22 protein-coding genes are annotated in these 21,179 nt (G+C 51.4%); 13 read left to right on the plus strand and 9 right to left on the minus strand.

The window, feature by feature from the left end; translation table 11 throughout:
• Positions 1-243: 243 nt before the first annotated feature.
• From sstT to NA624_RS11010, 10 genes are all read left to right on the plus strand, one after another.
• A complete protein-coding gene (gene sstT, locus NA624_RS10965; RefSeq protein WP_000235360.1) occupies positions 244-1,488 on the plus strand; it encodes a serine/threonine transporter SstT in 1,245 nt (414 codons plus the stop codon).
• Positions 1,489-1,937: 449 nt separating this feature from the next.
• A complete protein-coding gene (yqjA, locus tag NA624_RS10970; protein ID WP_000422141.1) occupies positions 1,938-2,600 on the plus strand; it encodes a DedA family general envelope maintenance protein YqjA in 663 nt (220 codons plus the stop codon).
• Positions 2,601-2,603: 3 nt separating this feature from the next.
• Positions 2,604-2,987, plus strand: coding sequence for an EnvZ/OmpR regulon moderator MzrA (mzrA, locus tag NA624_RS10975; protein WP_000917516.1), 384 nt, complete (start codon positions 2,604-2,606; stop codon positions 2,985-2,987).
• Positions 2,988-3,131: 144 nt separating this feature from the next.
• Positions 3,132-3,500, plus strand: a complete 369-nt coding sequence (locus NA624_RS10980) for a DUF1090 domain-containing protein (RefSeq protein ID WP_000877297.1) — start codon at positions 3,132-3,134, stop codon at positions 3,498-3,500.
• A 41-nt stretch (positions 3,501-3,541) separates the two neighbouring features.
• On the plus strand, positions 3,542-3,847 hold the full coding sequence (locus NA624_RS10985; protein ID WP_000031219.1) for a DUF883 family protein: 306 nt from the start codon (positions 3,542-3,544) through the stop codon (positions 3,845-3,847).
• A 2-nt stretch (positions 3,848-3,849) separates the two neighbouring features.
• On the plus strand, positions 3,850-4,248 hold the full coding sequence (locus tag NA624_RS10990) for a phage holin family protein (protein WP_000785626.1): 399 nt from the start codon (positions 3,850-3,852) through the stop codon (positions 4,246-4,248).
• The gene (locus NA624_RS10995) at positions 4,245-4,544 is read left to right on the plus strand and encodes a YqjK-like family protein (RefSeq protein WP_000095496.1); all 300 of its coding nucleotides are present in this window, start codon (positions 4,245-4,247) and stop codon (positions 4,542-4,544) included. Before NA624_RS10990 ends, NA624_RS10995 begins: the two co-directional genes overlap by 4 nt.
• Before the next feature lie 247 nt (positions 4,545-4,791).
• Positions 4,792-5,184 carry a DoxX family protein gene (locus tag NA624_RS11000; protein WP_001592732.1) on the plus strand — a complete coding sequence of 131 codons (393 nt, stop codon included), beginning with the start codon at positions 4,792-4,794 and terminating at the stop codon, positions 5,182-5,184.
• Between the two features lie 66 nt (positions 5,185-5,250).
• Positions 5,251-6,237: a glutathione S-transferase family protein gene (locus NA624_RS11005; RefSeq protein ID WP_000531149.1), complete on the plus strand. Its 987-nt coding sequence runs from the start codon at positions 5,251-5,253 to the stop codon at positions 6,235-6,237.
• Between the two features lie 123 nt (positions 6,238-6,360).
• On the plus strand, positions 6,361-6,726 hold the full coding sequence (locus tag NA624_RS11010) for a DUF805 domain-containing protein (protein WP_000384139.1): 366 nt from the start codon (positions 6,361-6,363) through the stop codon (positions 6,724-6,726).
• A gap of 38 nt (positions 6,727-6,764) precedes the next feature.
• Here the strand turns inward: NA624_RS11010 and yhaJ are convergent, their stop codons facing one another.
• Positions 6,765-7,661 carry a DNA-binding transcriptional regulator YhaJ gene (gene yhaJ, locus NA624_RS11015; protein WP_001041026.1) on the minus strand — a complete coding sequence of 299 codons (897 nt, stop codon included), beginning with the start codon at positions 7,659-7,661 and terminating at the stop codon, positions 6,765-6,767.
• Positions 7,662-7,765: 104 nt separating this feature from the next.
• Here yhaJ and NA624_RS11020 point away from each other — a divergent pair, with 104 nt between their 5' ends.
• Positions 7,766-8,467 (plus strand): pirin family protein, encoded by a 702-nt coding sequence (locus tag NA624_RS11020; protein WP_000633548.1) that lies wholly within the window; start codon positions 7,766-7,768, stop codon positions 8,465-8,467.
• 23 nt (positions 8,468-8,490) lie between these two features.
• A complete protein-coding gene (locus NA624_RS11025) occupies positions 8,491-8,655 on the plus strand; it encodes a hypothetical protein (RefSeq protein ID WP_000039326.1) in 165 nt (54 codons plus the stop codon).
• Between the two features lie 112 nt (positions 8,656-8,767).
• Here the strand turns inward: NA624_RS11025 and NA624_RS11030 are convergent, their stop codons facing one another.
• The 8 genes from NA624_RS11030 to tdcA form a co-directional block, all read right to left on the minus strand.
• Positions 8,768-10,078 carry an L-cysteine desulfidase family protein gene (locus NA624_RS11030; protein ID WP_000463086.1) on the minus strand — a complete coding sequence of 437 codons (1,311 nt, stop codon included), beginning with the start codon at positions 10,076-10,078 and terminating at the stop codon, positions 8,768-8,770.
• Between the two features lie 25 nt (positions 10,079-10,103).
• The gene (locus NA624_RS11035; RefSeq protein ID WP_000443189.1) at positions 10,104-11,435 is read right to left on the minus strand and encodes an amino acid permease; all 1,332 of its coding nucleotides are present in this window, start codon (positions 11,433-11,435) and stop codon (positions 10,104-10,106) included.
• A 315-nt stretch (positions 11,436-11,750) separates the two neighbouring features.
• Complete coding sequence (tdcG, locus tag NA624_RS11040; protein ID WP_000622077.1) at positions 11,751-13,115, minus strand: L-serine ammonia-lyase; 1,365 nt, start codon at positions 13,113-13,115, stop codon at positions 11,751-11,753.
• Positions 13,116-13,184: 69 nt separating this feature from the next.
• On the minus strand, positions 13,185-15,479 hold the full coding sequence (gene pflB, locus NA624_RS11045; protein WP_000867316.1) for a formate C-acetyltransferase: 2,295 nt from the start codon (positions 15,477-15,479) through the stop codon (positions 13,185-13,187).
• Positions 15,480-15,512: 33 nt separating this feature from the next.
• The gene (gene tdcD / locus NA624_RS11050) at positions 15,513-16,721 is read right to left on the minus strand and encodes a propionate kinase (RefSeq protein WP_001001862.1); all 1,209 of its coding nucleotides are present in this window, start codon (positions 16,719-16,721) and stop codon (positions 15,513-15,515) included.
• Between the two features lie 66 nt (positions 16,722-16,787).
• On the minus strand, positions 16,788-18,119 hold the full coding sequence (gene tdcC / locus NA624_RS11055) for a threonine/serine transporter TdcC (protein WP_000108129.1): 1,332 nt from the start codon (positions 18,117-18,119) through the stop codon (positions 16,788-16,790).
• 20 nt (positions 18,120-18,139) lie between these two features.
• Positions 18,140-19,129 carry a bifunctional threonine ammonia-lyase/L-serine ammonia-lyase TdcB gene (gene tdcB / locus NA624_RS11060; protein WP_000548368.1) on the minus strand — a complete coding sequence of 330 codons (990 nt, stop codon included), beginning with the start codon at positions 19,127-19,129 and terminating at the stop codon, positions 18,140-18,142.
• A 97-nt stretch (positions 19,130-19,226) separates the two neighbouring features.
• Entirely contained in the window at positions 19,227-20,165 is a 939-nt protein-coding gene (tdcA, locus tag NA624_RS11065) for a transcriptional regulator TdcA (protein WP_001094907.1), read from the minus strand.
• Between the two features lie 829 nt (positions 20,166-20,994).
• Between tdcA and NA624_RS11070 the strand changes: the two genes are divergently transcribed.
• A partial coding sequence (locus NA624_RS11070) for a hypothetical protein (RefSeq protein WP_001550575.1) occupies positions 20,995-21,179 on the plus strand: 185 nt, incomplete at its 3' end.

Below are 21,179 nucleotides of genomic sequence, written 5' to 3' on the forward strand. Positions count from 1 at the left end.
GGTAAACCTGCCCCGTCAAAAACGCCCGGCAGCGCACACCTGCCGGGCGTTTTTGTTTAACATGTCACAATACTGTTAATATAAAGTTATAAAACATGATCGCAGCAAAAAATCCAGGATATTTCGCTTCCCGAACCTTCAACTTTCCTTATACTCAACCAGGCAAACACTTTGTTACATCCTGAAAGATGCGCCGTAAGAGCGTGCAGGGGATGACCAGCAACACAATACAAGGAACATGAAATGGCTACGCAACGAGCATCAGGGCTACTGCAGCGTTTAGCGCAAGGCAGTCTGGTTAAACAAATTTTAGTGGGTCTGGTACTGGGGATTTTACTGGCATGGATTTCTAAGCCTGCGGCAGAAGCGGTTGGCTTGCTTGGCACCCTGTTCGTCGGCGCCTTAAAAGCGGTCGCCCCCGTTCTGGTGCTGATGCTGGTAATGGCCTCGATCGCCAACCACCAGCACGGTCAAAAAACCAATATTCGCCCTATTCTCTTCCTTTACCTGCTAGGCACCTTTTCAGCCGCGCTGGCGGCCGTTGTGTTCAGCTTCGCCTTCCCTTCAACGCTGCATCTGTCCAGTAGCGCCCAGGATATCGTGCCGCCGTCCGGCATTGTAGAAGTCCTGCGCGGTCTGCTGATGAGCATGGTGTCGAACCCCATCGACGCGCTGCTGAACGCTAACTATATCGGGATTCTGGTGTGGGCCGTCGGCCTGGGATTTGCCCTGCGTCATGGCAATGAAACCACCAAAAACCTCGTGAACGATATGTCTAACGCCGTGACCTTTATGGTGAAACTGGTGATCCGTTTCGCGCCAATCGGTATTTTTGGTCTGGTTTCATCAACGCTTGCAACCACCGGCTTCTCCACCCTGTGGGGCTATGCGCACCTGCTGGTCGTCTTGATTGGCTGTATGCTGCTGGTCGCGCTGGTGGTCAACCCGCTGTTGGTATTCTGGAAAATTCGTCGCAACCCTTATCCGCTGGTGTTCGCCTGCCTGCGTGAAAGCGGCGTTTATGCCTTCTTTACCCGCAGCTCTGCCGCCAATATTCCAGTGAATATGGCGCTGTGCGAAAAGCTGAATCTGGACAGGGATACTTACTCCGTTTCCATTCCGCTGGGCGCCACCATCAATATGGCCGGCGCGGCAATTACCATTACGGTTCTGACGTTGGCGGCAGTCCATACGTTAGGCGTCCCGGTGGATCTGCCTACAGCGCTGCTGCTGAGCGTGGTGGCCTCGCTGTGTGCTTGCGGTGCCTCCGGCGTGGCAGGCGGTTCATTGCTGCTGATCCCGCTGGCGTGCAACATGTTTGGCATTCCGAACGATATCGCGATGCAGGTAGTGGCGGTCGGCTTTATTATCGGCGTATTGCAGGATTCGTGTGAAACGGCGCTGAACTCATCTACCGATGTTCTGTTCACTGCGGCAGCCTGCCAGGCAGAGGACGAACGTCTGGCGAATAACGCCTTGCGTAGCTAAGTGATTATCGATGCCGGATGGCGCGTGCCATCCGGCGTGACGATAGATCTGAATCTCCCAATCCATAGGCTGTGACCTAAAGCGAATTGATGTTCACGCGCGACATCCTCGCATAACGTTATATGTAGATGGCGTCTGCCGCGGCGCTCGGTCAGCGTACAGTATAAAGTGTCAGCCTGTGTAAATCCTCTCGCCACCCTCCTTTGCGATAAGCAAAATCAAAGCTCAACGACGCGTAATTTCTATAACGGACTTCGTTGACCTTTGTTACAATTAGATGCATTTTGAATTTTTGTGTGTTAGTGCTTGCTTACTTCACAACTTAACAAGGAATAGTTCAGGCCGCGAATTTGCCGTTTCCGCAACGCTGATAAAAACTCCAACTCTGTTGCGGCAGTGCAAACCTCAGATCACCGGCGTGACGTTAACCGATTCTCCAGGAATACTGAATGGAACTACTGACTCAATTGCTGAATGCCCTGTGGGCTCAGGACTTTGAAACACTGGCCAATCCTTCCATGATTGGCATGTTATATTTTGTGTTATTTATGATTTTGTTTCTGGAAAATGGGCTGCTCCCTGCCGCCTTTTTACCTGGCGACAGCCTGTTGATCCTGGTCGGCGTGCTGATCGCCAAAGGCGCGATGGGTTTTCCACAAACCATTTTGCTGCTTACCGTCGCGGCCAGCCTGGGTTGCTGGGTGAGCTATATTCAGGGCCGCTGGCTGGGGAATACCCGCACCGTACAAAACTGGCTCTCTCATCTCCCCGCACATTATCATCAACGCGCCCATCACCTTTTCCATAAACACGGCCTGTCGGCATTATTGATAGGCCGTTTTATCGCGTTTGTCAGAACGCTGCTGCCCACCATTGCCGGCATATCCGGCCTGAATAACGCGCGCTTTCAGTTCTTCAACTGGATGAGCGGCTTGTTGTGGGTGCTTATCCTGACGTCGCTGGGCTATCTGCTGGGCAAAACGCCCGTCTTTATGAAGTATGAAGATCAGTTAATGTCATGCCTGATGCTGCTGCCCGTGGTGCTGCTCTTTTTTGGCCTGGCGGGTTCACTGGTCATGCTGTGGAAAAAGAAGTATGGGAGCCGGGGATAACTTATGCTTAAACCACGCATAACTGCCCGACAACTCATTTGGATCAGCGCTTTTCTACTGATGCTGACCATACTCATGATGACGTGGTCAACGCTGCGTCAGCAAGAGTCGACGCTGGCCATTCGCGCGGTTAACCAGGGCGCCAGTATGCCAGACGGCTTCTCAGTTCTGCATCATCTGGATGCGAACGGCATTCATTTTAAAAGTATTACGCCTAAAAATGACATGTTGCTCATTACCTTCGATTCCCCTGCGCAAAGCGCCGCAGCAAAAACAGTGCTTGATCAAACGTTACCACACGGTTATGTCGTCGCTCAGCAGGACGATGACAACGAAACGGTACAGTGGCTGTCCCGCTTACGGGAAAGCTCACACCGCTTTGGCTAATCTCCAGGAATCCGAATCATATCACTCACTTTGGTGATTTCATTGTTTAATGACTATGATTAATAAAGCGGTGTTTAACCCACCGCGTTATTATCGGGATCACCGCCCCGGACAACGGGTCCGAACATAAGGGAAAGTTCAGGAATGAAATACCGCATCGCTTTGGCTATCACGCTTTTTACACTTAGCGCCGGTAGCTACGCTAATTCGCTTTGTCAGGAAAAAGAGCAGGATATACAAAAGGAAATTAGCTACGCTGAAAAGCACAACAATCAGCGCCGTATTGAGGGTCTGAACAAGGCGCTCAGCGAAGTACGCGCTAATTGTACTGACAGCAAGCTACGCGCCGAGCATCAGAAAAAGATCGCTGAGCAAAAAGAAGAGGTAGCCGAACGCCAACGTGATTTAGCCGAGGCAAAAGCAAAAGGCGATGCGGATAAAATAGACAAACGTGAACGTAAGCTGGCCGAGGCTCAGGATGAGCTAAAAAAACTTGAGGCCAGAGACTACTAAATTAACGCCGAATGTAAATACTCACTCACCTGGAGAAAACTATGTCGAAAGATAACACTACGGAACATCTGCGCGCTGAGTTGAAATCCCTGACCGATACGCTTGAAGAAGTGCTGAGCTCTTCGGGCGAAAAGTCGAAAGAAGAGTTGAGTAAGATTCGTAGCAAAGCCGAGCGCGCGCTGAAAGAGAGCCGTTACCGCCTGGGCGAAACGGGTGATGTGATTGCCAAACAGACTCGCGTCGCCGCCGCCCGCGCCGATGATTATGTGCGCGAAAATCCCTGGACAGGCGTAGGCATTGGCGCCGCTGTCGGTCTGGTGTTGGGCGTACTGCTGACGCGTCGTTAATTATGGCGGACTCTCGACAGGCACAAGGACCAGGCAAAAGCGTACTGGGTATCGGGCAGCGGATTGTCACCATTATCGTTGAGATGGTGGAAACCCGGCTGCGACTGGCGGTAGTAGAACTGGAAGAAGAGAAAGCGAACCTCTTTCAGCTTTTGCTGATGGTAGGTCTTACCATGCTCTTCGCGGCGTTTGGCTTAATGAGCCTGATGGTTCTGGTCATCTGGGCTATCGATCCTCAGTACCGTTTGAACGCGATGATCGCTACCACAGTTGTGCTGTTAGTGCTTGCGCTAATCGGCGGCATCTGGACTTTGCGCAAAGCGCGTCAGTCCACGCTATTGCGCCATACGCGGCACGAACTGGCTAACGATCGGCAAATTCTGGAGGACGATCAGTCGTGAGCAGCAAAGGCGAACGCGAAAAACGTAAAGCGCTGCTTCTCAGTCAGATCCAGCAGCAACGGCTGGATCTGTCCGCCAGTCGTCGCGACTGGCTGGAGACCACCGGCGCGTACGATCGCGGCTGGAATACGGTGTTAAGCCTGCGCTCCTGGGCGCTGGTCGGTAGCAGCGTAATGGCCATCTGGACCATCCGTCATCCTAATATGTTGGTACGCTGGGCGAAACGCGGCCTGGGTATCTGGAGCGCCTGGCGCCTGGTAAAAACTACCCTCCGTCAACAACAGCTCCGCGGTTAATATCTTTTCTTTTATAGCATCGCGCCATCAGGTTATCGCCCGATTACACCTGGTGGCGCGATACTTTTATGCATATCGTCTCTTTATCAATTACTCAAATTTTTTGAAAAAATTTGGCAATTTTCCTTGATAACAATTCCTGTACGCCACGTTTATGATTCTCTCCAGCGATAACAATGATGCGCAAAACCGTGTCATTGCTCATGAAAATAGCAGCAGCCGCCGAATCGGCCCCCTGGAGAATAAAATGAAAAAATTAGAAGATGTTGGTGTACTGATAGCGCGTATTTTAATGCCAGTTCTGTTTATTACCGCAGGATGGGGAAAAATTAGCGGCTATGCGGGCACACAACAGTATATGGAAGCGATGGGCGTACCAGGATTCCTGCTGCCGCTCACCATACTGCTTGAGTTCGGCGGCGGTCTGGCGATTCTGCTGGGGTTCCTCACCCGCACCACTGCGCTTTTCACCGCTGGTTTTACGTTGCTGACGGCATTGATCTTCCATAGCAATTTTGCAGAAGGTGTAAACTCGCTGATGTTTATGAAAAACCTGACCATTGCCGGCGGATTCTTATTACTGGCGTTAACCGGGCCTGGCGCGTTCAGCCTTGACCGTCTGCTGAATAAAAAGTGGTAAGCAATCTATACTCAATAAAAAAGCGAGGGAATAGCGCCTCGCTTTTGTCATCTGAAGGAGAGAGACATGGGACAACTGATCGATGGCGTCTGGCACGACACCTGGTATGACACCAAATCTTCCGGGGGGAAATTTCAGCGTTCAGCGTCGGCTTTCCGCAACTGGCTTACCGCTGACGGCGCGCCCGGACCTTCCGGCGAAGGCGGATTCGCCGCAGAAAAAGATCGTTACCATCTGTACGTTTCCCTTGCCTGCCCCTGGGCTCATCGCACGCTCATTTTCCGTAAACTGAAAGGTCTGGAGCCATTTATTCCGGTTTCCGTCGTGAATCCATTGATGCTGGAAAACGGCTGGACGTTTGATGATAATTTTCCGGCGGCCACCGGCGATACCCTCTATCAGCATGAATTTCTCTACCAGTTGTATCTGCACGCCGATCCACACTACAGCGGCCGCGTCACCGTGCCGGTCTTATGGGATAAAAAAAATCATACTATCGTCAGCAACGAGTCCGCCGAAATCATTCGTATGTTTAACTCCGCCTTCGATGGGCTGGGCGCTAAAGCCGGGGATTACTATCCCCCCGCGCTGCAAAGCAAAATTGACGAGTTAAACGGCTGGATTTATGACAACGTTAATAACGGCGTTTATAAAGCAGGCTTCGCCACCAGCCAGCAAGCGTATGATGAAGCGGTAGACAAGGTATTTACTGCGCTGGCGCGCCTGGAACAGATTCTCGGACAGCACCGCTATCTGACGGGCGACCAGTTGACCGAGGCGGATATCCGCTTATGGACGACCCTGGTACGCTTTGATCCGGTTTACGTGACTCATTTCAAGTGCGACAAATACCGAATCAGCGACTACCTGAATCTGTACGGTTTCCTGCGCGATATCTATCAAATACCGGGCATTGCTGAAACCGTTAATATGGATCATATTCGTCACCACTATTTCCGTAGCCATAAAACGATTAACCCCACAGGTATCATTTCTATCGGACCGTGGCAGGATCTGCTCGAACCTCACGGACGCGACGTGCGCTTTGGCTAATTTCAGGCGTCCTCCGGGACGCCTTATTAATTAATACCACAAATATTTACCAGCATTTCATTCGCGGCTATTCTTAGTTTGATTACTTTAAAAACAAGTGATTGAACCATTATTGAGGCGAAAATGGATTGGTATTTAAAGGTTTTAAAAAATTATCTGGGATTTGGCGGCCGCGCGCGACGCAAAGAGTACTGGATGTTTATTCTGGTCAATATCATCTTTACCTTTGTGTTGGGCCTGCTGGACGCCATGCTTGGCTGGCAACGCGCCGGGGGTGAAGGCGTTCTGACCACCATTTACGGCGTTCTGATCTTTTTACCGTGGTGGGCCGTGCAGTTCCGTCGTCTGCATGACACTGACCGCTCCGCATGGTGGCTACTGTTGCTACTTATCCCCATTATCGGCTGGCTTATCATCATCGCGTTCAACTGCCAGAATGGTACGCCGGGCGACAACCGCTTCGGCCCCGATCCGAAACGTTTTTCCTGATGGCGGCGCGGCGCCGCTTTTAAAGCGCCGCGCGCTATTTATTTTCCGGCGAATAGCTTAGGTATTTCCCGCAGGCACCAGGCTTTTGCCTCCCCCATACTGTCGCGCCGCCAGGCCATAATAATATCGATTTCGCTGGTCGATTCCGGGCTGACCACGCGTAGCCGCCCTTCGGCAATATCCTGTTCCACCATCGAATATGGCATAGTCGCGACGCCAAGCCCGGCCAGCAGCGCCTGACGTTTATCTTCAATCGTGCTTACCGTCAGACGTGGCTGCTTATCCAGCAGTTGCACCGTTAATACCGGCCGCTCGCGCGCGGTATCCGCTACCGCTACGCCGCGGTATTTAACCCGCGTCACTTCCGAAAGCGGCTCCGGCTCCTGATGAATAGGATGGTCAGGCGCGGCGACATACACATTCATTAACGTATACAACTTACGGGAGTTAATTTCCGACGACGATCGAAAATGCATATCCGGGGCGATAACGATATCCGCCCGTCCCTGCTCAAGCCGCTCCCATGCGCCAGCCAGTACTTCGGTAATCAATGAAAGCTGCGTATTGGCTTTAGCGGCCAGCCGGTCGATCAGTGGAAAAAAAGCAGGCGTCGGTACCAGAGCTTCAGTGACCAGCGTCAGATGCGTTTCCCAACCGCGGGCCAACGCTTCAGCATCCGTCGTTAACTTGTCTGCCGCTTCCAGCAATACCCGCCCGCGTTCCAGCAGCATACGCCCGACGTTGGTGAATTTTGTACGATGGCCGGAGCGATCGAACAGTACAACGTCCAACTCTTCTTCCAGCTTCTGCATGGTGTAACTCAGCGCGGAGGGCACCCGCCCCAACTCATCAGCCGCTGCGGCAAAACTGCCCCGGCGGTCAATGGCGTCCATCACACGCAATGCTTCAAGCGTCAGCGCTCTCTCTTTAGCCATAACGTTCTCATTCAGGAAATTTGAACATACCGGGCAGAATATCTGGCTAACAATGCAGCGTCCAGCCCCTTAACATAAAAGGAAGTAAAGAGAGGTTAATAACGATGATTACGACCCGAACCGCCAAACAATGTGGACAAGCAGACTACGGATGGCTACAGGCCCGCTATACCTTCTCCTTTGGACACTATTTCGACCCTACACTGCTGGGCTACGCGTCGTTGCGCGTACTGAACCAGGAAGTGCTGGCGCCGGGCGCCTCTTTTCAGCCTCGAACTTATCCAAAGGTGGATATTTTAAACCTGATTCTGGACGGCGAAGCGGAATACCGCGACAGCGACGGCAACCATGTACAGGCTAAAGCGGGCGAAGCGTTGCTGCTCGCCGCGCAGCCGGGCATTAGCTACAGCGAACATAATCTCAGCAAAGTTAAGCCGTTAACCCGAATGCAACTGTGGCTTGACGCCTGTCCTGAACGGGAAAACGCGCTGGTACAAAAAATCCCACTCCTGGCGGCGCAACAACAGCTTCTTGCCTCGCCCGACGGTGAGCAAAACAGCTTACAACTGCGCCAACAGGTCTGGGTACATCATATTACGCTGGAGAAAGGCGAATCGCTTAATTTCCAGCTTCACGGGCCGCGCGCCTATTTGCAGTCGATTCACGGTACGTTCCACGCGCTGACGCACAACGAAGAACGCGAGGCGTTAACCTGCGGGGATGGCGCATTTATTCGTGATGAACCTAACATTACGCTGGTTGCCGATACGCCGCTGCGCGCATTACTGGTAGATTTACCGGTGTAGTCAGCCAGAAAAGGAGTCACAAGATGAGCAAAAAATCGGCGAAGAAACGTCAGCCCGTGGTAAAACCTGCCGTACAGGAGGCGATGAGCGCCACTGTGCCGCTGGGCTATGAAGAGATGCTAACCGAACTGGAAGCCATCGTGGCGGACGCCGAAGCCCGGCTGGCAGAAGAAGAGGCCGCAGCCTGAAATCATGCCGGATGGCGACGCAAGCGCCCGATCCGGCTGATAACAGGTAGACCCGATAAGCGCAGCGCCATCGGGCAACACGCTGCCCCGACGCCATGCCGGGGCGTTATTATTAATGCGCTTTACTGGCCATAATCTCGATGATCTGCTTGTCTGTCTGCTGCATTGAGCGACACGCCAGCGAACACAAATTCGAAATAGATTGTTCGACATTGTGCGCCACAATCCCTTCGTTTCCGGTCACCGCCGTATCATCCAACGCCATCAGTACGGCTTTCCACGCCGCCGACGCGCTGGTAGAGACTTTCATCGCACAGCTATTCGACGCGCCATCGCAAATCATCCCGCTGACATCGCCGATCATACTGCTGATAGCCATTGCGATAGTGTCATAACGACCATCTATCAGCCACGCCATACCCGCCGCCGCGCCCATCGCCGCCGTAGTTGCCGCGCACAGCGCCGACAAACGCGGAAGCTGATGGTGAATATAGATAGCGCTCAAATGCGATAACATTAGCGCGCGCGCCAGGCGCTCGTCATCGGCACCGACATGTTCAGCAACCACCATGACTGGCACCGTGGCGGTAATCCCCTGGTTGCCGGAGCCGGAGTTGCTCATCGCGGGCAACGTGGCGCCGCCCATTCTGGCGTCTGACGCCGCGCTGGTACGGATCAAAATCGCCGTGGAGAGATCTTTCGCCAGCAGACCGCGATCGCACTGTTTGGCCAGCGTCGAACCGATATGCAGCCCCCAGGAACCACGCAGTCCCTCCTGCGACAACGCGCCGTTTAGCCTGGCCGCATCCAGAATAAAGCGGATAGCGTCAAAGGGCACCGCATTCACAAACGCCAGGATCTCTTCCAGCGAGGTATGAGACAGCACTCCCAGCGGCGAGGTTTTTTCTTCTTCCTGCGCATTATCGGCCTGGGTAAATACCACGCCCTTGTCGGTTTCTATCCGCACAATGTTTGTATGATCGCCGACGATCGTGACACATGCCCAGCTATCGCCGCTATACACTTTCGCCCGTGAAAACAGGATATCGTTACATGGCTCCTGCAACATCACTGCGACATGTCCGGCGGCCAGCATCGCTTTTGCATCGGCAACGGCTTTAGCGGAAGCGTCTTTTAACACCTCCAACCCGGCTTTCGCATTACCGCCCAACGCGCCAAGCGCTGCGGCGATCGGTAGCCCTACCATTCCCGTTCCTGGAACGGTAACGCCCATACCATTTTTCATCAGATTAGGCGAAACCCACGCGTCAATGCGTTCAACTGTGCCGTCAAGTTCAGCCGCCGCCGCCGCTGCCGCCAGCGCCAGTGAAATTGGCTCAGTACACCCCAGCGCCGGTTTTACTTCTTCCTGTACGGCCAGGATAAAACTTTGCCACAATGGATTTATTTTAGATTCAAACATAACAACAACCTTAATCTCAGGTATATCAAGAGAATGCCAGGAACGGAGAAACGCATAGCAGCAGACCGGTAATAATAATCAGGTACAACGAAGCGCCTTTATATTTGTGCAATGCGGGAACCTTGTAGACCAACCATGCCGGAATTAAACAGCCCACCATACCGAAGATAGGGCTACAAATAGAGGTGAAACTCAGTACCGGCGCGTTGAGCACAATGGCGCTCCAGGCCAGCAAAATAGCGAAAATCATAATGCCGCGCTGTACCAGATTTTCCTTAATCTTCTCGGCGGGCATTTTGCGGCGCAGGATATTCATCACAATGCCTTGCGTCGCTTCGCGGAATCCTAAGTAAACGCCAAAGAAGGCGGTCATGACGGCAAAGATGTTCAGAATTACGCTAACCACTTTGACCCAGCCAGCGCCATCGCCGCTAATAAACTGCGCGGCGATCGCCAGGGCGGAAATATTCTGCTCGTAGGCTTTCACCGCTTCGTCATGCCCCATCGCCAGGGTGAAGGAAACCGCATAGAAAAATACGGTAACGAACAAGACGCCAAACGCGATATTCATGGCGCGCAACGCTTTATGACGTGCGACCTCAATAGATTTTTCGCGTGAACGGTAAGAGATCACCATTGGGCTTAACGTCTGGATAAATAAAATCGAGGTCAGCGTAAATGGCAGGGTAATAATGGCGTTTTTAATCAGCAGGGCCATCGGCGGCAGCGCGCCAATGTTATACAGATGCCACATACCCACCATGGAGACGCCCAGCGCCGCTACTACCAGTAGCTTGGTCAGCACCATGCCGGTGGAAATTTTGAACAGTAATTTTTCACCGCGTGAGGAAATCGCCACCAGGATGCAGATCAGCACCAGACCATAAAACGGACTATCGGAAAGTAATCCTTCCGTTACGCCGAAAGTATGCAGATAAGAGGCGCTGTCGTTAGTAATCGCCGTAGAATAGACGAACATCCAGATGACGAGCATTACAAAGTACAGCGCGCCTAATAAAATACCCCAGTTTTTGCCCAGATAGCCGCTGATCACGCTGGGGTAGTCTTTACATTCCGGGGATTCCGCCAGCGTATTAATAAACAGCCGCTGGAACAGGTACATGGCCGGATAGCCAATAATAGAAGAGAGTAAAAAGACCCAAAGTCCCATCAGGCCAACCTGGACAGGAAGAAAAACGATTCCTGCGCCGATCGCCATCCCGATACTCATAATGACCCAACCGGTGTCGGTACTATCAAATTTGATGGCTTCACGCCATTCGCTTTCTGTCATCCCTGCCCGACGCGCCGGGGCTGATGCGTCGAGGATTACGCTGGTATTACTAGCCGATTCCATAAAATTCTCGCTCAATGTGTAGGTAGAGGTTTTTTTTATTTTTCGTGCCGCAGCAAGGCGATATGCAGAACGTGAGGTGCAGGTACTTTCTTGTAATAAGAAAATCATACGCGCACGATAAGAGAAAAACTTACCAATAAAACACCTGCATTTCTTGTGGGTTAAGAATTCTTTTCTATTTACTATTGGTTTAATGTTGTTATTTTCTCTATTTGACGCACATCACAACAAAAAAGGGCGCACATTGGTGCGCCCTTTTCTCAGCTTCTGTCTTCTGCGTTATCCCATAGCCTGCTCACTCTGCGCCTGTCGGGCCTATCCACAAACGACTTTAATCGCCAGACCGCCGCGCGACGTCTCGCGATATTTGTCGTTCATGTCTTTACCCGTTTCGTACATGGTTTCGATCACTTTATCGAGCGAAACCCGCGGCTCAGAGGTTCGGCGTAGCGCCATTCGCGCCGCATTTACCGCTTTAACGGCGTTAATCGCATTACGTTCAATACAAGGGATTTGTACCTGACCCGCCACCGGGTCACAGGTGAGGCCAAGGTTATGCTCCATCGCAATTTCCGCCGCAATACAGACCTGCGCCGGGCTGCCGCCCAGCAGTTCTGTCAGCCCCGCCGCCGCCATCGAACACGCGACGCCAACCTCGCCCTGACACCCCACTTCCGCGCCGGATATCGAGGCGTTCATCTTGTACAGCATGCCAATCGCCCCCGCCGACAGCAGATAGCGGGCGATAGAGTTGGCATTGACCGGACGACGGAATTTGTCGTAATAGGCCAGCACCGCAGGAATAATGCCGCACGCGCCGTTGGTCGGCGCGGTGACCACTCGCCCGCCCGCCGCGTTCTCTTCGCTCACGGCCAGGGCGAACATGTTAATCCAGTCGATGACGTTCATTGGATCGCGGGAGAGATTATCGCTGGAGACCAGCAGACGCCGTAACGCTACCGCTCGGCGTGGAACGTTCAGCGGCCCCGGCAGCACGCCCTCAGTATTCATGCCACGTTCAATTCCGGTCGCCATCACCTGCCAGATGCGGGCAAAGCCAGCGTCAATCTGCTCTTTGCTCCGCAACGCCAGTTCATTTTGCATCATCAGGCCGGAAACCGAGAGCCCCTGTCTTTCACACAGCGTCAGCAGTTCGCTGGCGGAATGAAAATCATACGGCACCGATTTTTCTACGTCGTGCGACTGACCAAAGCGTTCCTCTTCGACAATAAAGCCGCCGCCAATAGAGTAATACGTTTTGTGCAAAAGCGGCGTTTGTCCGTTCCAGGCGGTAATTCGCATACCGTTTTCATGGCGCGCCAGGGTTTCAGCGTGAAAGAGAATACTGTCGGCGACGGGAAAATCCACCACATGCGCGCCACCCGCCACCGATAAACGGCTGCTGCGGGCAACCTCCTGGATAAACGCCGGAATGCTATCAATATTGACATCCTGCGGCGTATTGCCCGCCAGGCCCATAATGATGGCGGTATCGGTCGCGTGGCCTTTGCCCGTCAGCGATAGCGATCCGTAAAGATCAACCGTGATGCGCGTCGTTCGCGGCAGGTCGCCGCTGTCGATCAGCCGATCGATAAAACATTTTCCTGCATTCATTGGCCCTACGGTATGGGAGCTTGAAGGTCCAATGCCAATCTTAAAAATATCAAATGCGCTAATCATATCTCCCCCTAAGATTACCGTTCAGTGAAGATCCGTCGCGGGGCGATCCACACGATCGCCCCGTTCACGTTACATCGCCTGAGTAAAGGTGCGCGAAATAACGTCCTGTTGCTGCTCACGAGTCAGCGCATTGAAGCGCACGGCATAGCCGGAAACGCGGATCGTCAGGTTCGGGTAGTTTTCCGGATGTTCAATCGCATCCAGCAACATTTCACGGTTCATGACATTGACGTTCAGATGCTGCCCGCCTTCTACCTGTGCTTCATGATGGAAATAGCCGTCCAGCAGGCCGACAAGATTGGTTTTCCGCACCGCATCTTCTTTCCCGAGCGCCGCAGGCACAATCGAGAAGGTGTACGAAATACCGTCTTTGGCGTAGGTAAACGGCAGTTTCGCCACCGACGTCAGCGAGGCCACCGCCCCTTTGCGGTCACGACCGTGCATCGGGTTCGCCCCCGGCGCGAACGGCGTTCCGGCGCGGCGTCCATCCGGCGTATTGCCGGTCTTCTGCCCGTACACGACGTTCGAGGTGATGGTCAAAATGGACTGCGTCGGCACCGCATTGCGATACGTCGGCAACACGCTAATTTTTTGCATAAAGCGTTTCACCAGGTCGCAGGCGATGCTGTCCACGCGCTCATCGTTGTTGCCGTACTGCGGATACTCGCCTTCAATAGCAAAGTCGATGGCAAGGCCGTTTTCGTCGCGGATCGGCTTCACCTGAGCGTACCTGATGGCGGACAGGGAATCCGCCGCCACCGACAGTCCGGCGATGCCGCACGCCATCGTCCGATACACATCACGGTCGTGCAGCGCCATCAGCGAAGCTTCATAGCTGTACTTATCGTGCATGTAGTGAATGATGTTCAGCGCGCTAATGTACTGCACCGCCAGCCAGTCCATAAAATGGTCGAGGCTCTCCATTACCGCGTCGTAATCCAGCACCTCATCCGTTAACGGCGCGGTTTTCGGCCCAACCTGGATTTTCAGTTTCTCGTCAACGCCGCCATTGATAGCGTACAGCAACGTTTTGGCAAGGTTGGCGCGCGCGCCGAAGAACTGCATCTGCTTACCGATGACCATCGGGCTGACGCAACAAGCGATGGCGTAATCGTCGCTGTTAAAGTCGGTACGCATTAAATCGTCGTTTTCATACTGCAAAGATGAGGTCACGATGGAGACCTGCGCAGCATATTTTTTGAATGCCACCGGCAACGCTTCTGACCACAGTATGGTCAGGTTCGGCTCCGGCGCTGGCCCCATCGTGTGCAGGGTATGCAGATAACGGAAGGAGTTCTTCGTCACCAGCGTGCGGCCATCAAGCCCCATCCCGCCAATAACTTCAGTGGCCCAGATCGGATCGCCGGAAAAGAGCGAGTCAAATTCCGGCGTGCGCAGGAAGCGCACCATGCGGATCTTCATGATGAAATGGTCGATCAGTTCCTGCGCCTGCTGCTCTGTCAGAAGGCCCGCGTTGAAATCGCGCTCAATGTAGATATCAAGGAACGAGGCGGTTCTTCCCAGCGACATTGCACCGCCATTTTGCGATTTTACCGCCGCCAGATAAGCGAAGTAGAGCCACTGTACCGCTTCCTGCGCGTTCCGCGCCGGGCGGGAGATATCATAGCCGTATTTCGCCGCCATCTCTTGCATTTGCAGCAGCGCGCGACGGTGCTCCGCCAACTCCTCACGCAGGCGAATCGTCGCCTCAAGATTCTGTCCCCGCTCCAGATTCGACTGCAGGTCGGCGAATTGCAGCTCGCGTTCGCGCACCAGATAACGGATGCCATACAGCGCGACGCGGCGATAATCGCCAATAATGCGCCCGCGACCATAACCATCCGGCAAACCGGTTAATACGCCGGATTTACGGCAGCGCAGCATATCCGGCGAGTAAACATCGAATACGCCCTGATTATGGGTTTTCCGCAGGTCGGTAAAGGTATATTCAAAATCGGCGTCCATTTCGCGGCCATAGGCGTGGAATGAACTTTTGATCATGTTAACGCCGCCAAACGGATGCAAAGCGCGTTTAAGCGGCTTATCCGTTTGTAAACCGACGATTTTTTCCAGATCTTTTTCAATATACCCCGCATCATGCGCGGTAATCGTCGTCGCGATGTTGGTATCGAAATCCACCGGCGCATGGGTCGCGTTCTCGATACGTATTCCCGCCATCACCTTTTCCCACAACGCCGTGGTCGCTGGCGTCGCGTCGGCGAGAAAAGATTCATCCCCCTCATAGGGCGTATAGTTATGCTGAATAAAATCACGGACATTAATTTCTTCTTTCCAGTCCGTACCTTTAAAATCACGCCATGCTTCAGCATACAGCATATCGCTGGTATCGATATTTACCTTCATGAAAAATAATCTCTCTACAGAACAACCGTTAAGTTATGCAAATTCCACTGGTGCTTTCACGTTGCCTAAATGAATGGCATCAAGGGCAATCATTTTCTCTTCATTCGTGGGAATAACAGCGCAAATAACCTGAGAAGGGTTAGCGGAAATAATGCGCTCGCCGTGAGAATTCAGCTGCTTATTCATTTCAACGTCTAACGTAAGCCCCAGTACGCCCAAATGTTCAATCACCAACTGGCGAATTAATACTGAATTTTCACCAATACCGCCGGTAAAAATAATGCCATCCAGCCGATGTAACGATGCCGCGTGTCCGGCAATGTGACGGGCGATACGGTGGACAAACGTTTTTATCGCTAACCGGGCGCGCTCATGTCCTTCGTGCCAGGCTTTTTCCAGGACTCTAAGGTCGGATGACAACCCGGAGATGCCGAGCAAACCGGACTCTTTATTCACCACTCGCTCCAGATCGCTCAACGTCTGCCCGGTTTCTTTGGCTATCCACGCCATCGCGCCGAAATCAACGTCGCCGCTGCGAGTGCCCATCATCAGCCCCTCAAGCGGCGTCATCCCCATTGAGGTATCCACGCTCTGACCATTGCGTACCGCGCAGATAGACGCCCCATTGCCCAGATGCGCGACAATCAGACCCGAGTTTTTTTCATCGAGATCGAGTAGTTCATACGCGCGCCGCGAAACATAGCGATGCGACGTACCGTGAAAGCCGTAGCGACGCACACCCAGGCTGGAAAAATACTCCCACGGCAATCCGTACAAATAGGCTTCCGGCGCCAGCGTCTGGTGGAAACTGGTATCAAATACCGCCACCTGACGCACGGCCGGGAAAAGGTGCCGCGCCGCGTCAATGCCGCTTAAATTAGCGTAATTATGCAGCGGCGCCAAAGGTGATACCCGACGAATATTATCGATAATCTCATCGGTAATAATGACGGACTGTGTAAATAGCTCTCCACCGTGCGCGATACGGTGACCAATTAATGCCACGCTATCCGTTAAATCACGTTTTTCCAGCTCAAAGGCAATGGCTTTTAACGCGTCCTCATAATTAGAGTGCGCGAGGTGTATCGGCTTACCGCCATTAATAGATAAAAAGGCGTTTTCAGTATTCATTCCATCTGCTATTCCCGCCATTAAAACATCACAGGTAGCGACATCCAGTACAGAGAATTTGATAGAAGATGATCCGCAATTAATGACCAGAACGACCGGAAATTCATTCATGTAGTGCCTCCGTCGATGTCAGCCTGCGTCCGCGCCCTGGGGCGGAACGCAGGCTAAACGTGAGGATTAGAACAATTTGTAGACAATATTCAGGATGGTCAGCAGACCAATCAGGGTGACGAACACGTTATCCAGACGACCACGGTACTTCGCCAGCGACGGCGCTTTACGAATGGCGTACATCGGCAGCAGGCATAACAGCGAGGCGATAATCGGCGCGCCCATCGCTTCAATCAGGTCCAGAATGTTCGGGTTTGCGTAAGCTACGACCCAGGTAGACCCCATAATGAAGATCATGCTGATGGTGTTAAGCTTGCCCATAGAGACTTTGGTTTTATCGCCTTTATAACCGAATTTCAGCACCAGGCCGTTCAGCCCTTCCAGCGTCCCCAGGTAGTGACCGAAGAAAGATTTGAAAATAGCAACCAGCGCGATGATAGACGCGCCATACTCCAGCACCGTTGCAAAAGTAGATTTTGTCCCCGACAAAGAGGCGAAATGGTTGGCCAGGTAGGAAAGTACCGGAATGTTCTGCGCTTTCGCATCCGCCATGTTCTGCGGAGAGAGCGTAAACAGGCAGCTAAAGGCGAAGAACATCACCACGGCGACCATCAGCATACTGGCGCGCGAGATGATCTGTGAACATTTCCGCTCGGTAAATTCGCGACCAAACTCTTTCTCATACTCTTCCCGCTTAGACACCACGAAGGAAGAGACGATGGGCGAAAAGTTAAAGGAGAACACCATGATAGAGATGCCCAGCCACACCGTAACCAGTATGCCATCATGCCCGGTCAGCGCGATATTACTGAGATCAACCTGATCGATAACCGCCGAGTTCCAGTAAGGAATCAGCGATAATGAGATTAGCACCAGGCTGGCGATAAACGGCCATACCAGGTAACTCATCACCTTAACCATCAGATCTTTACCAAACCAGATCACAAAGGCCATCAGCAGCAGCAAGAACAGCGCCACGAAACCGCGATTCAACGCTGGCATCTGCAACTGGTTTTCCCAAAACGTCATGAACGTGTTAGTAATGGTGACGCCATAAATCCACAGCAGCGGACAAATCGCAAAGAAGTAAAGGAACGTGATAACTACCCCGCCCGTTTTACCAAAGTGCTCTTCGACCGTTTCCGTAATATTGCCGGACGGATTAGATCCGGATAAACACAGACGCGCCAGCGCCCGGTGACAATAGAACGCAATGGGGTAAGCTAAAACCAGCATCAGCAGAATGGGGATAAGCCCGCCAAACCCGGCGCGGATAGGGAAAAACAGCACCCCGGCGCCAATGGCGGTACCAAATAAACCCAGCGTCCACGTCGTGTCCGATTTACGCCATGACGACTGTTTTGCCTGGCTGGATACAATGCTATCAGTAGTACTCATATCCTATCCTCACGAAAAGATTAAGCGTCAACTAAACCCGTAATTTGTGATACACGAGAAAGATCGATATTGCCGCCAGAAATAATACTGACCGTTTTTCTGTTCTGAATATGGCTATCTAATTTCCCGCTTAATAGTGCGGCGCAGGCCAGAGCGCCAGCGCCTTCAGTAATAACCTTATTGCGCTGAATTAAAGCGATCATGCTGTTACGAATTTCATCTTCGCTAACCAGAACAATGTCATCGACTAATTCACGAACAATTTCATAGGTTAAATTACCCGGGCGGGAGACATCACAACCATCCGCCAGGGTGCCGGTCGTTCGGTGCGTGGTTATTTCGCCAGCGTAATAAGACGCCGCCATACCGTGAACATTTTCGGCCTGTACGCCGATAACTTTAATGGTCGGGTTAATCGATTTAATCGCAATGGCAATACCTGCAATTAAACCGCCGCCGCCAATAGGCACGATGACATTATCGACATCGTACAGATCTTCCATAATTTCCAGACCAATAGTGCCCTGTCCGGCGATGACTTTTGGATCGTCGTAAGGCGGAATAAAAATGCGGCCTTCGGTTTCGACAATTTCACTCACCTTAGCAATGGTGTCATTGAAGTTGTCACCGTGGAGCACCACTTCCGCCGAATAATCACAGGTGGCCGCCACTTTTGACTTTGGCGCGCCCTTCGGCATCACGACTTTGCCGTCAATACCCAGCATTGCGCAAGAAAGAGAAACGCCCTGTGCATGATTACCTGCGGAACAGGCCACGACGCCTTTACGTTTTTCCGCCTCCGTTAACGAGCTAAGTTTGTTAAAAGCGCCACGAATTTTAAATGAACCCGTACGCTGCATATTTTCAAACTTGAGAAATATTTCGCCTTTGCAACGTTCACTAAAATAGTTAGAGCGAGGCATTCCCGTTTTATATATCTTCCCCGCCAGTCTTTTTTTCGCTTCGAGGATATCTTCAATTGCAACCGGGAGATCGTATGTAATGTGCATTATAACCTCTTAACCTGGGTATTAAAAATAAGTTACCGTTGCCCACTGTTCAAAAGAAACAGTTGGCGTCAATCTCGCTAAATATGTTTATTCCATATCATTCAATTTCTATTAACTGCCTGCGTCTGCATCCATTATATGATGAATATTGCTTAGCCAATTCTACTAATACTGAAGCGGCTTTTTTGATACGATAATTTTTAGACCATACCGCCGCATAACGTGCGACGGGTAACGTGTCTTTTATGGGTATCGTGATAAATTGATTAGAGCCAAAAGGCGTGGTCATATCGCAGGGAATAACAGTTAAGAAATCAGCATTGAGAACAAGATTATATATTGTGACAACGGAATCTGTTTTAACAATGTTTTCGATGCTGATGCCATTTCGTTGTAGAGTGGTGAGTAATTCGCTGTAGTAGCCCATATTCGTTTGCGGCAACACCCACTGTTCGTCCTTTAACGATTCCAGTGTGATGGTGCCGGTGCATGTTCGGGACTTGCTGGCTACCAGGACAAACTCTGATTCAAACAGCGGCTCGACATGCAGATCCTGTAGCTGCATTTCATTACTGAGCGTACCAATAGCAAAGTCCAGCCGCCCGTCGCGCAGGGCCGGCAGGAATGAAGAGAGCTGGGCTTCGTACATGGATACCTGCGCTTTTGGAAAGACCTCTTTGAACTTATGAATCATATCGGACATGAAGGTAAAGCCAATCAGCGAAGGAAAGCCAAACGAGACGTCGACAACGGTATTGCACGTCATACTGTTCATCTCGTTGATCATGTTTTTCATTTCGCGGGTGATAGATTCAGACCAGGAAAGCAGTACCTGTCCCGCTTCGGTCAACGTAACGCCGGTATTTTTGCGTACAATTAGCTCAACGCCAAAATAGGCCTCAACATCGCTAATGATTTTACTGACGGCGGGCTGGGTTAACCCTAACGATTTTGCGGCAGAACCGATAGAACCACTTCTAATGACTTCCTGAAAGACCACCAAATGCTGTGTTTTAGGGAGAACAAGAGTATTCATATCTACCGCTCTGAAATAACATTGTGAACGGCAGGAAGTGTAGCAAATTAAATCTTAAAGGTTATGTGCGACCACTCACAAATTAACTTACCGCAATTTTTACATGGTCTTTATTAAATAAATAAAACCTATTAATTCAATGAGATACAAAAATAAAACAGCAACTTAGTCTGATTTCAATCAAAAAATAGGGTCGGGATAACGATATATTATGGCGATAACCAGTCTATTTTACCTCCTATTTTCGACATCCTATGAAGACGATATTTCAATCAATTACGGGACATTTTATCGACAATTCCAGCGTTAAATTTAAAGCGTAATTTCTCAAATTTAAGTATAAACCGGAGGTAAATGCGCTTAAAAACCGTTACGCGTCACATTTTTTTACCTTATTTGTTTGTAAAGAAACATTTAATAAAATTTTAACCAAAATATTTCATACATTTAATTTTCATTTACAACAAATAATTTACACCGCTTTCTTGCTGTTTTTCAGGATGTAATTTTGTGAAAGAAATCGATTGCTTTTCACTTCAACTAAAAATAGCGCAGTCTATAGCGTTTTGTGTTTCTCATCACAAAAACGAATAATATTATGTCACCACGGCTGTCAATTAATTGCCGGATAGGGACGCTGGCGTCTTCTGCAACCTCTATACCCTTCACCGGCCTGATAAGCAAAAACCCGCCGAAGCGGGTTTTATGAAGAGGTGAAACTGACCGATAAGCCGCTTTCTTTCGGGTATAGCGTCGTGGACAGCCATTCATCCTGCCGCCCGGTAAAAGCATAAACCCGCCAGCTTACACTGACGGGTTTTATGAAGAGGTGAAACTGACCGATAAGCCGCTTTCTTTTGGGTATAGTGTCGTGGACAGTCATTCATCCTGTCGCCCTGTAAAAGCAAAAACCCGCCGAAGCGGGTTTTATGAAGAAGTGAAACTGACCGATAAGCCGCTTTCTTTCGGGTATAGCGTCGTGGACAGCCATTCATCCTGCCGCCCGGTAAAAGC

Origin of the sequence: Salmonella sp. NW38, from assembly GCF_051807745.1 — a bacterium.
GTDB lineage: Bacteria > Pseudomonadota > Gammaproteobacteria > Enterobacterales > Enterobacteriaceae > Salmonella > Salmonella enterica.

Coding starts and splice junctions, on each gene's coding strand:
- sstT (WP_000235360.1), top strand. CDS start 244: ATGGCTACGCAACGAGCATCAGGGCTACTGCAGCGTTTAGCGCAAGGC.
- yqjA (WP_000422141.1), top strand. CDS start 1,938: ATGGAACTACTGACTCAATTGCTGAATGCCCTGTGGGCTCAGGACTTT.
- mzrA (WP_000917516.1), top strand. CDS start 2,604: ATGCTTAAACCACGCATAACTGCCCGACAACTCATTTGGATCAGCGCT.
- NA624_RS10980 (WP_000877297.1), top strand. CDS start 3,132: ATGAAATACCGCATCGCTTTGGCTATCACGCTTTTTACACTTAGCGCC.
- NA624_RS10985 (WP_000031219.1), top strand. CDS start 3,542: ATGTCGAAAGATAACACTACGGAACATCTGCGCGCTGAGTTGAAATCC.
- NA624_RS10990 (WP_000785626.1), top strand. CDS start 3,850: ATGGCGGACTCTCGACAGGCACAAGGACCAGGCAAAAGCGTACTGGGT.
- NA624_RS11000 (WP_001592732.1), top strand. CDS start 4,792: ATGAAAAAATTAGAAGATGTTGGTGTACTGATAGCGCGTATTTTAATG.
- NA624_RS11005 (WP_000531149.1), top strand. CDS start 5,251: ATGGGACAACTGATCGATGGCGTCTGGCACGACACCTGGTATGACACC.
- NA624_RS11010 (WP_000384139.1), top strand. CDS start 6,361: ATGGATTGGTATTTAAAGGTTTTAAAAAATTATCTGGGATTTGGCGGC.
- yhaJ (WP_001041026.1), bottom strand. CDS start 7,661: ATGGCTAAAGAGAGAGCGCTGACGCTTGAAGCATTGCGTGTGATGGAC.
- NA624_RS11020 (WP_000633548.1), top strand. CDS start 7,766: ATGATTACGACCCGAACCGCCAAACAATGTGGACAAGCAGACTACGGA.
- NA624_RS11025 (WP_000039326.1), top strand. CDS start 8,491: ATGAGCAAAAAATCGGCGAAGAAACGTCAGCCCGTGGTAAAACCTGCC.
- NA624_RS11030 (WP_000463086.1), bottom strand. CDS start 10,078: ATGTTTGAATCTAAAATAAATCCATTGTGGCAAAGTTTTATCCTGGCC.
- NA624_RS11035 (WP_000443189.1), bottom strand. CDS start 11,435: ATGGAATCGGCTAGTAATACCAGCGTAATCCTCGACGCATCAGCCCCG.
- tdcG (WP_000622077.1), bottom strand. CDS start 13,115: ATGATTAGCGCATTTGATATTTTTAAGATTGGCATTGGACCTTCAAGC.
- pflB (WP_000867316.1), bottom strand. CDS start 15,479: ATGAAGGTAAATATCGATACCAGCGATATGCTGTATGCTGAAGCATGG.
- tdcD (WP_001001862.1), bottom strand. CDS start 16,721: ATGAATGAATTTCCGGTCGTTCTGGTCATTAATTGCGGATCATCTTCT.
- tdcC (WP_000108129.1), bottom strand. CDS start 18,119: ATGAGTACTACTGATAGCATTGTATCCAGCCAGGCAAAACAGTCGTCA.
- tdcB (WP_000548368.1), bottom strand. CDS start 19,129: ATGCACATTACATACGATCTCCCGGTTGCAATTGAAGATATCCTCGAA.
- tdcA (WP_001094907.1), bottom strand. CDS start 20,165: ATGAATACTCTTGTTCTCCCTAAAACACAGCATTTGGTGGTCTTTCAG.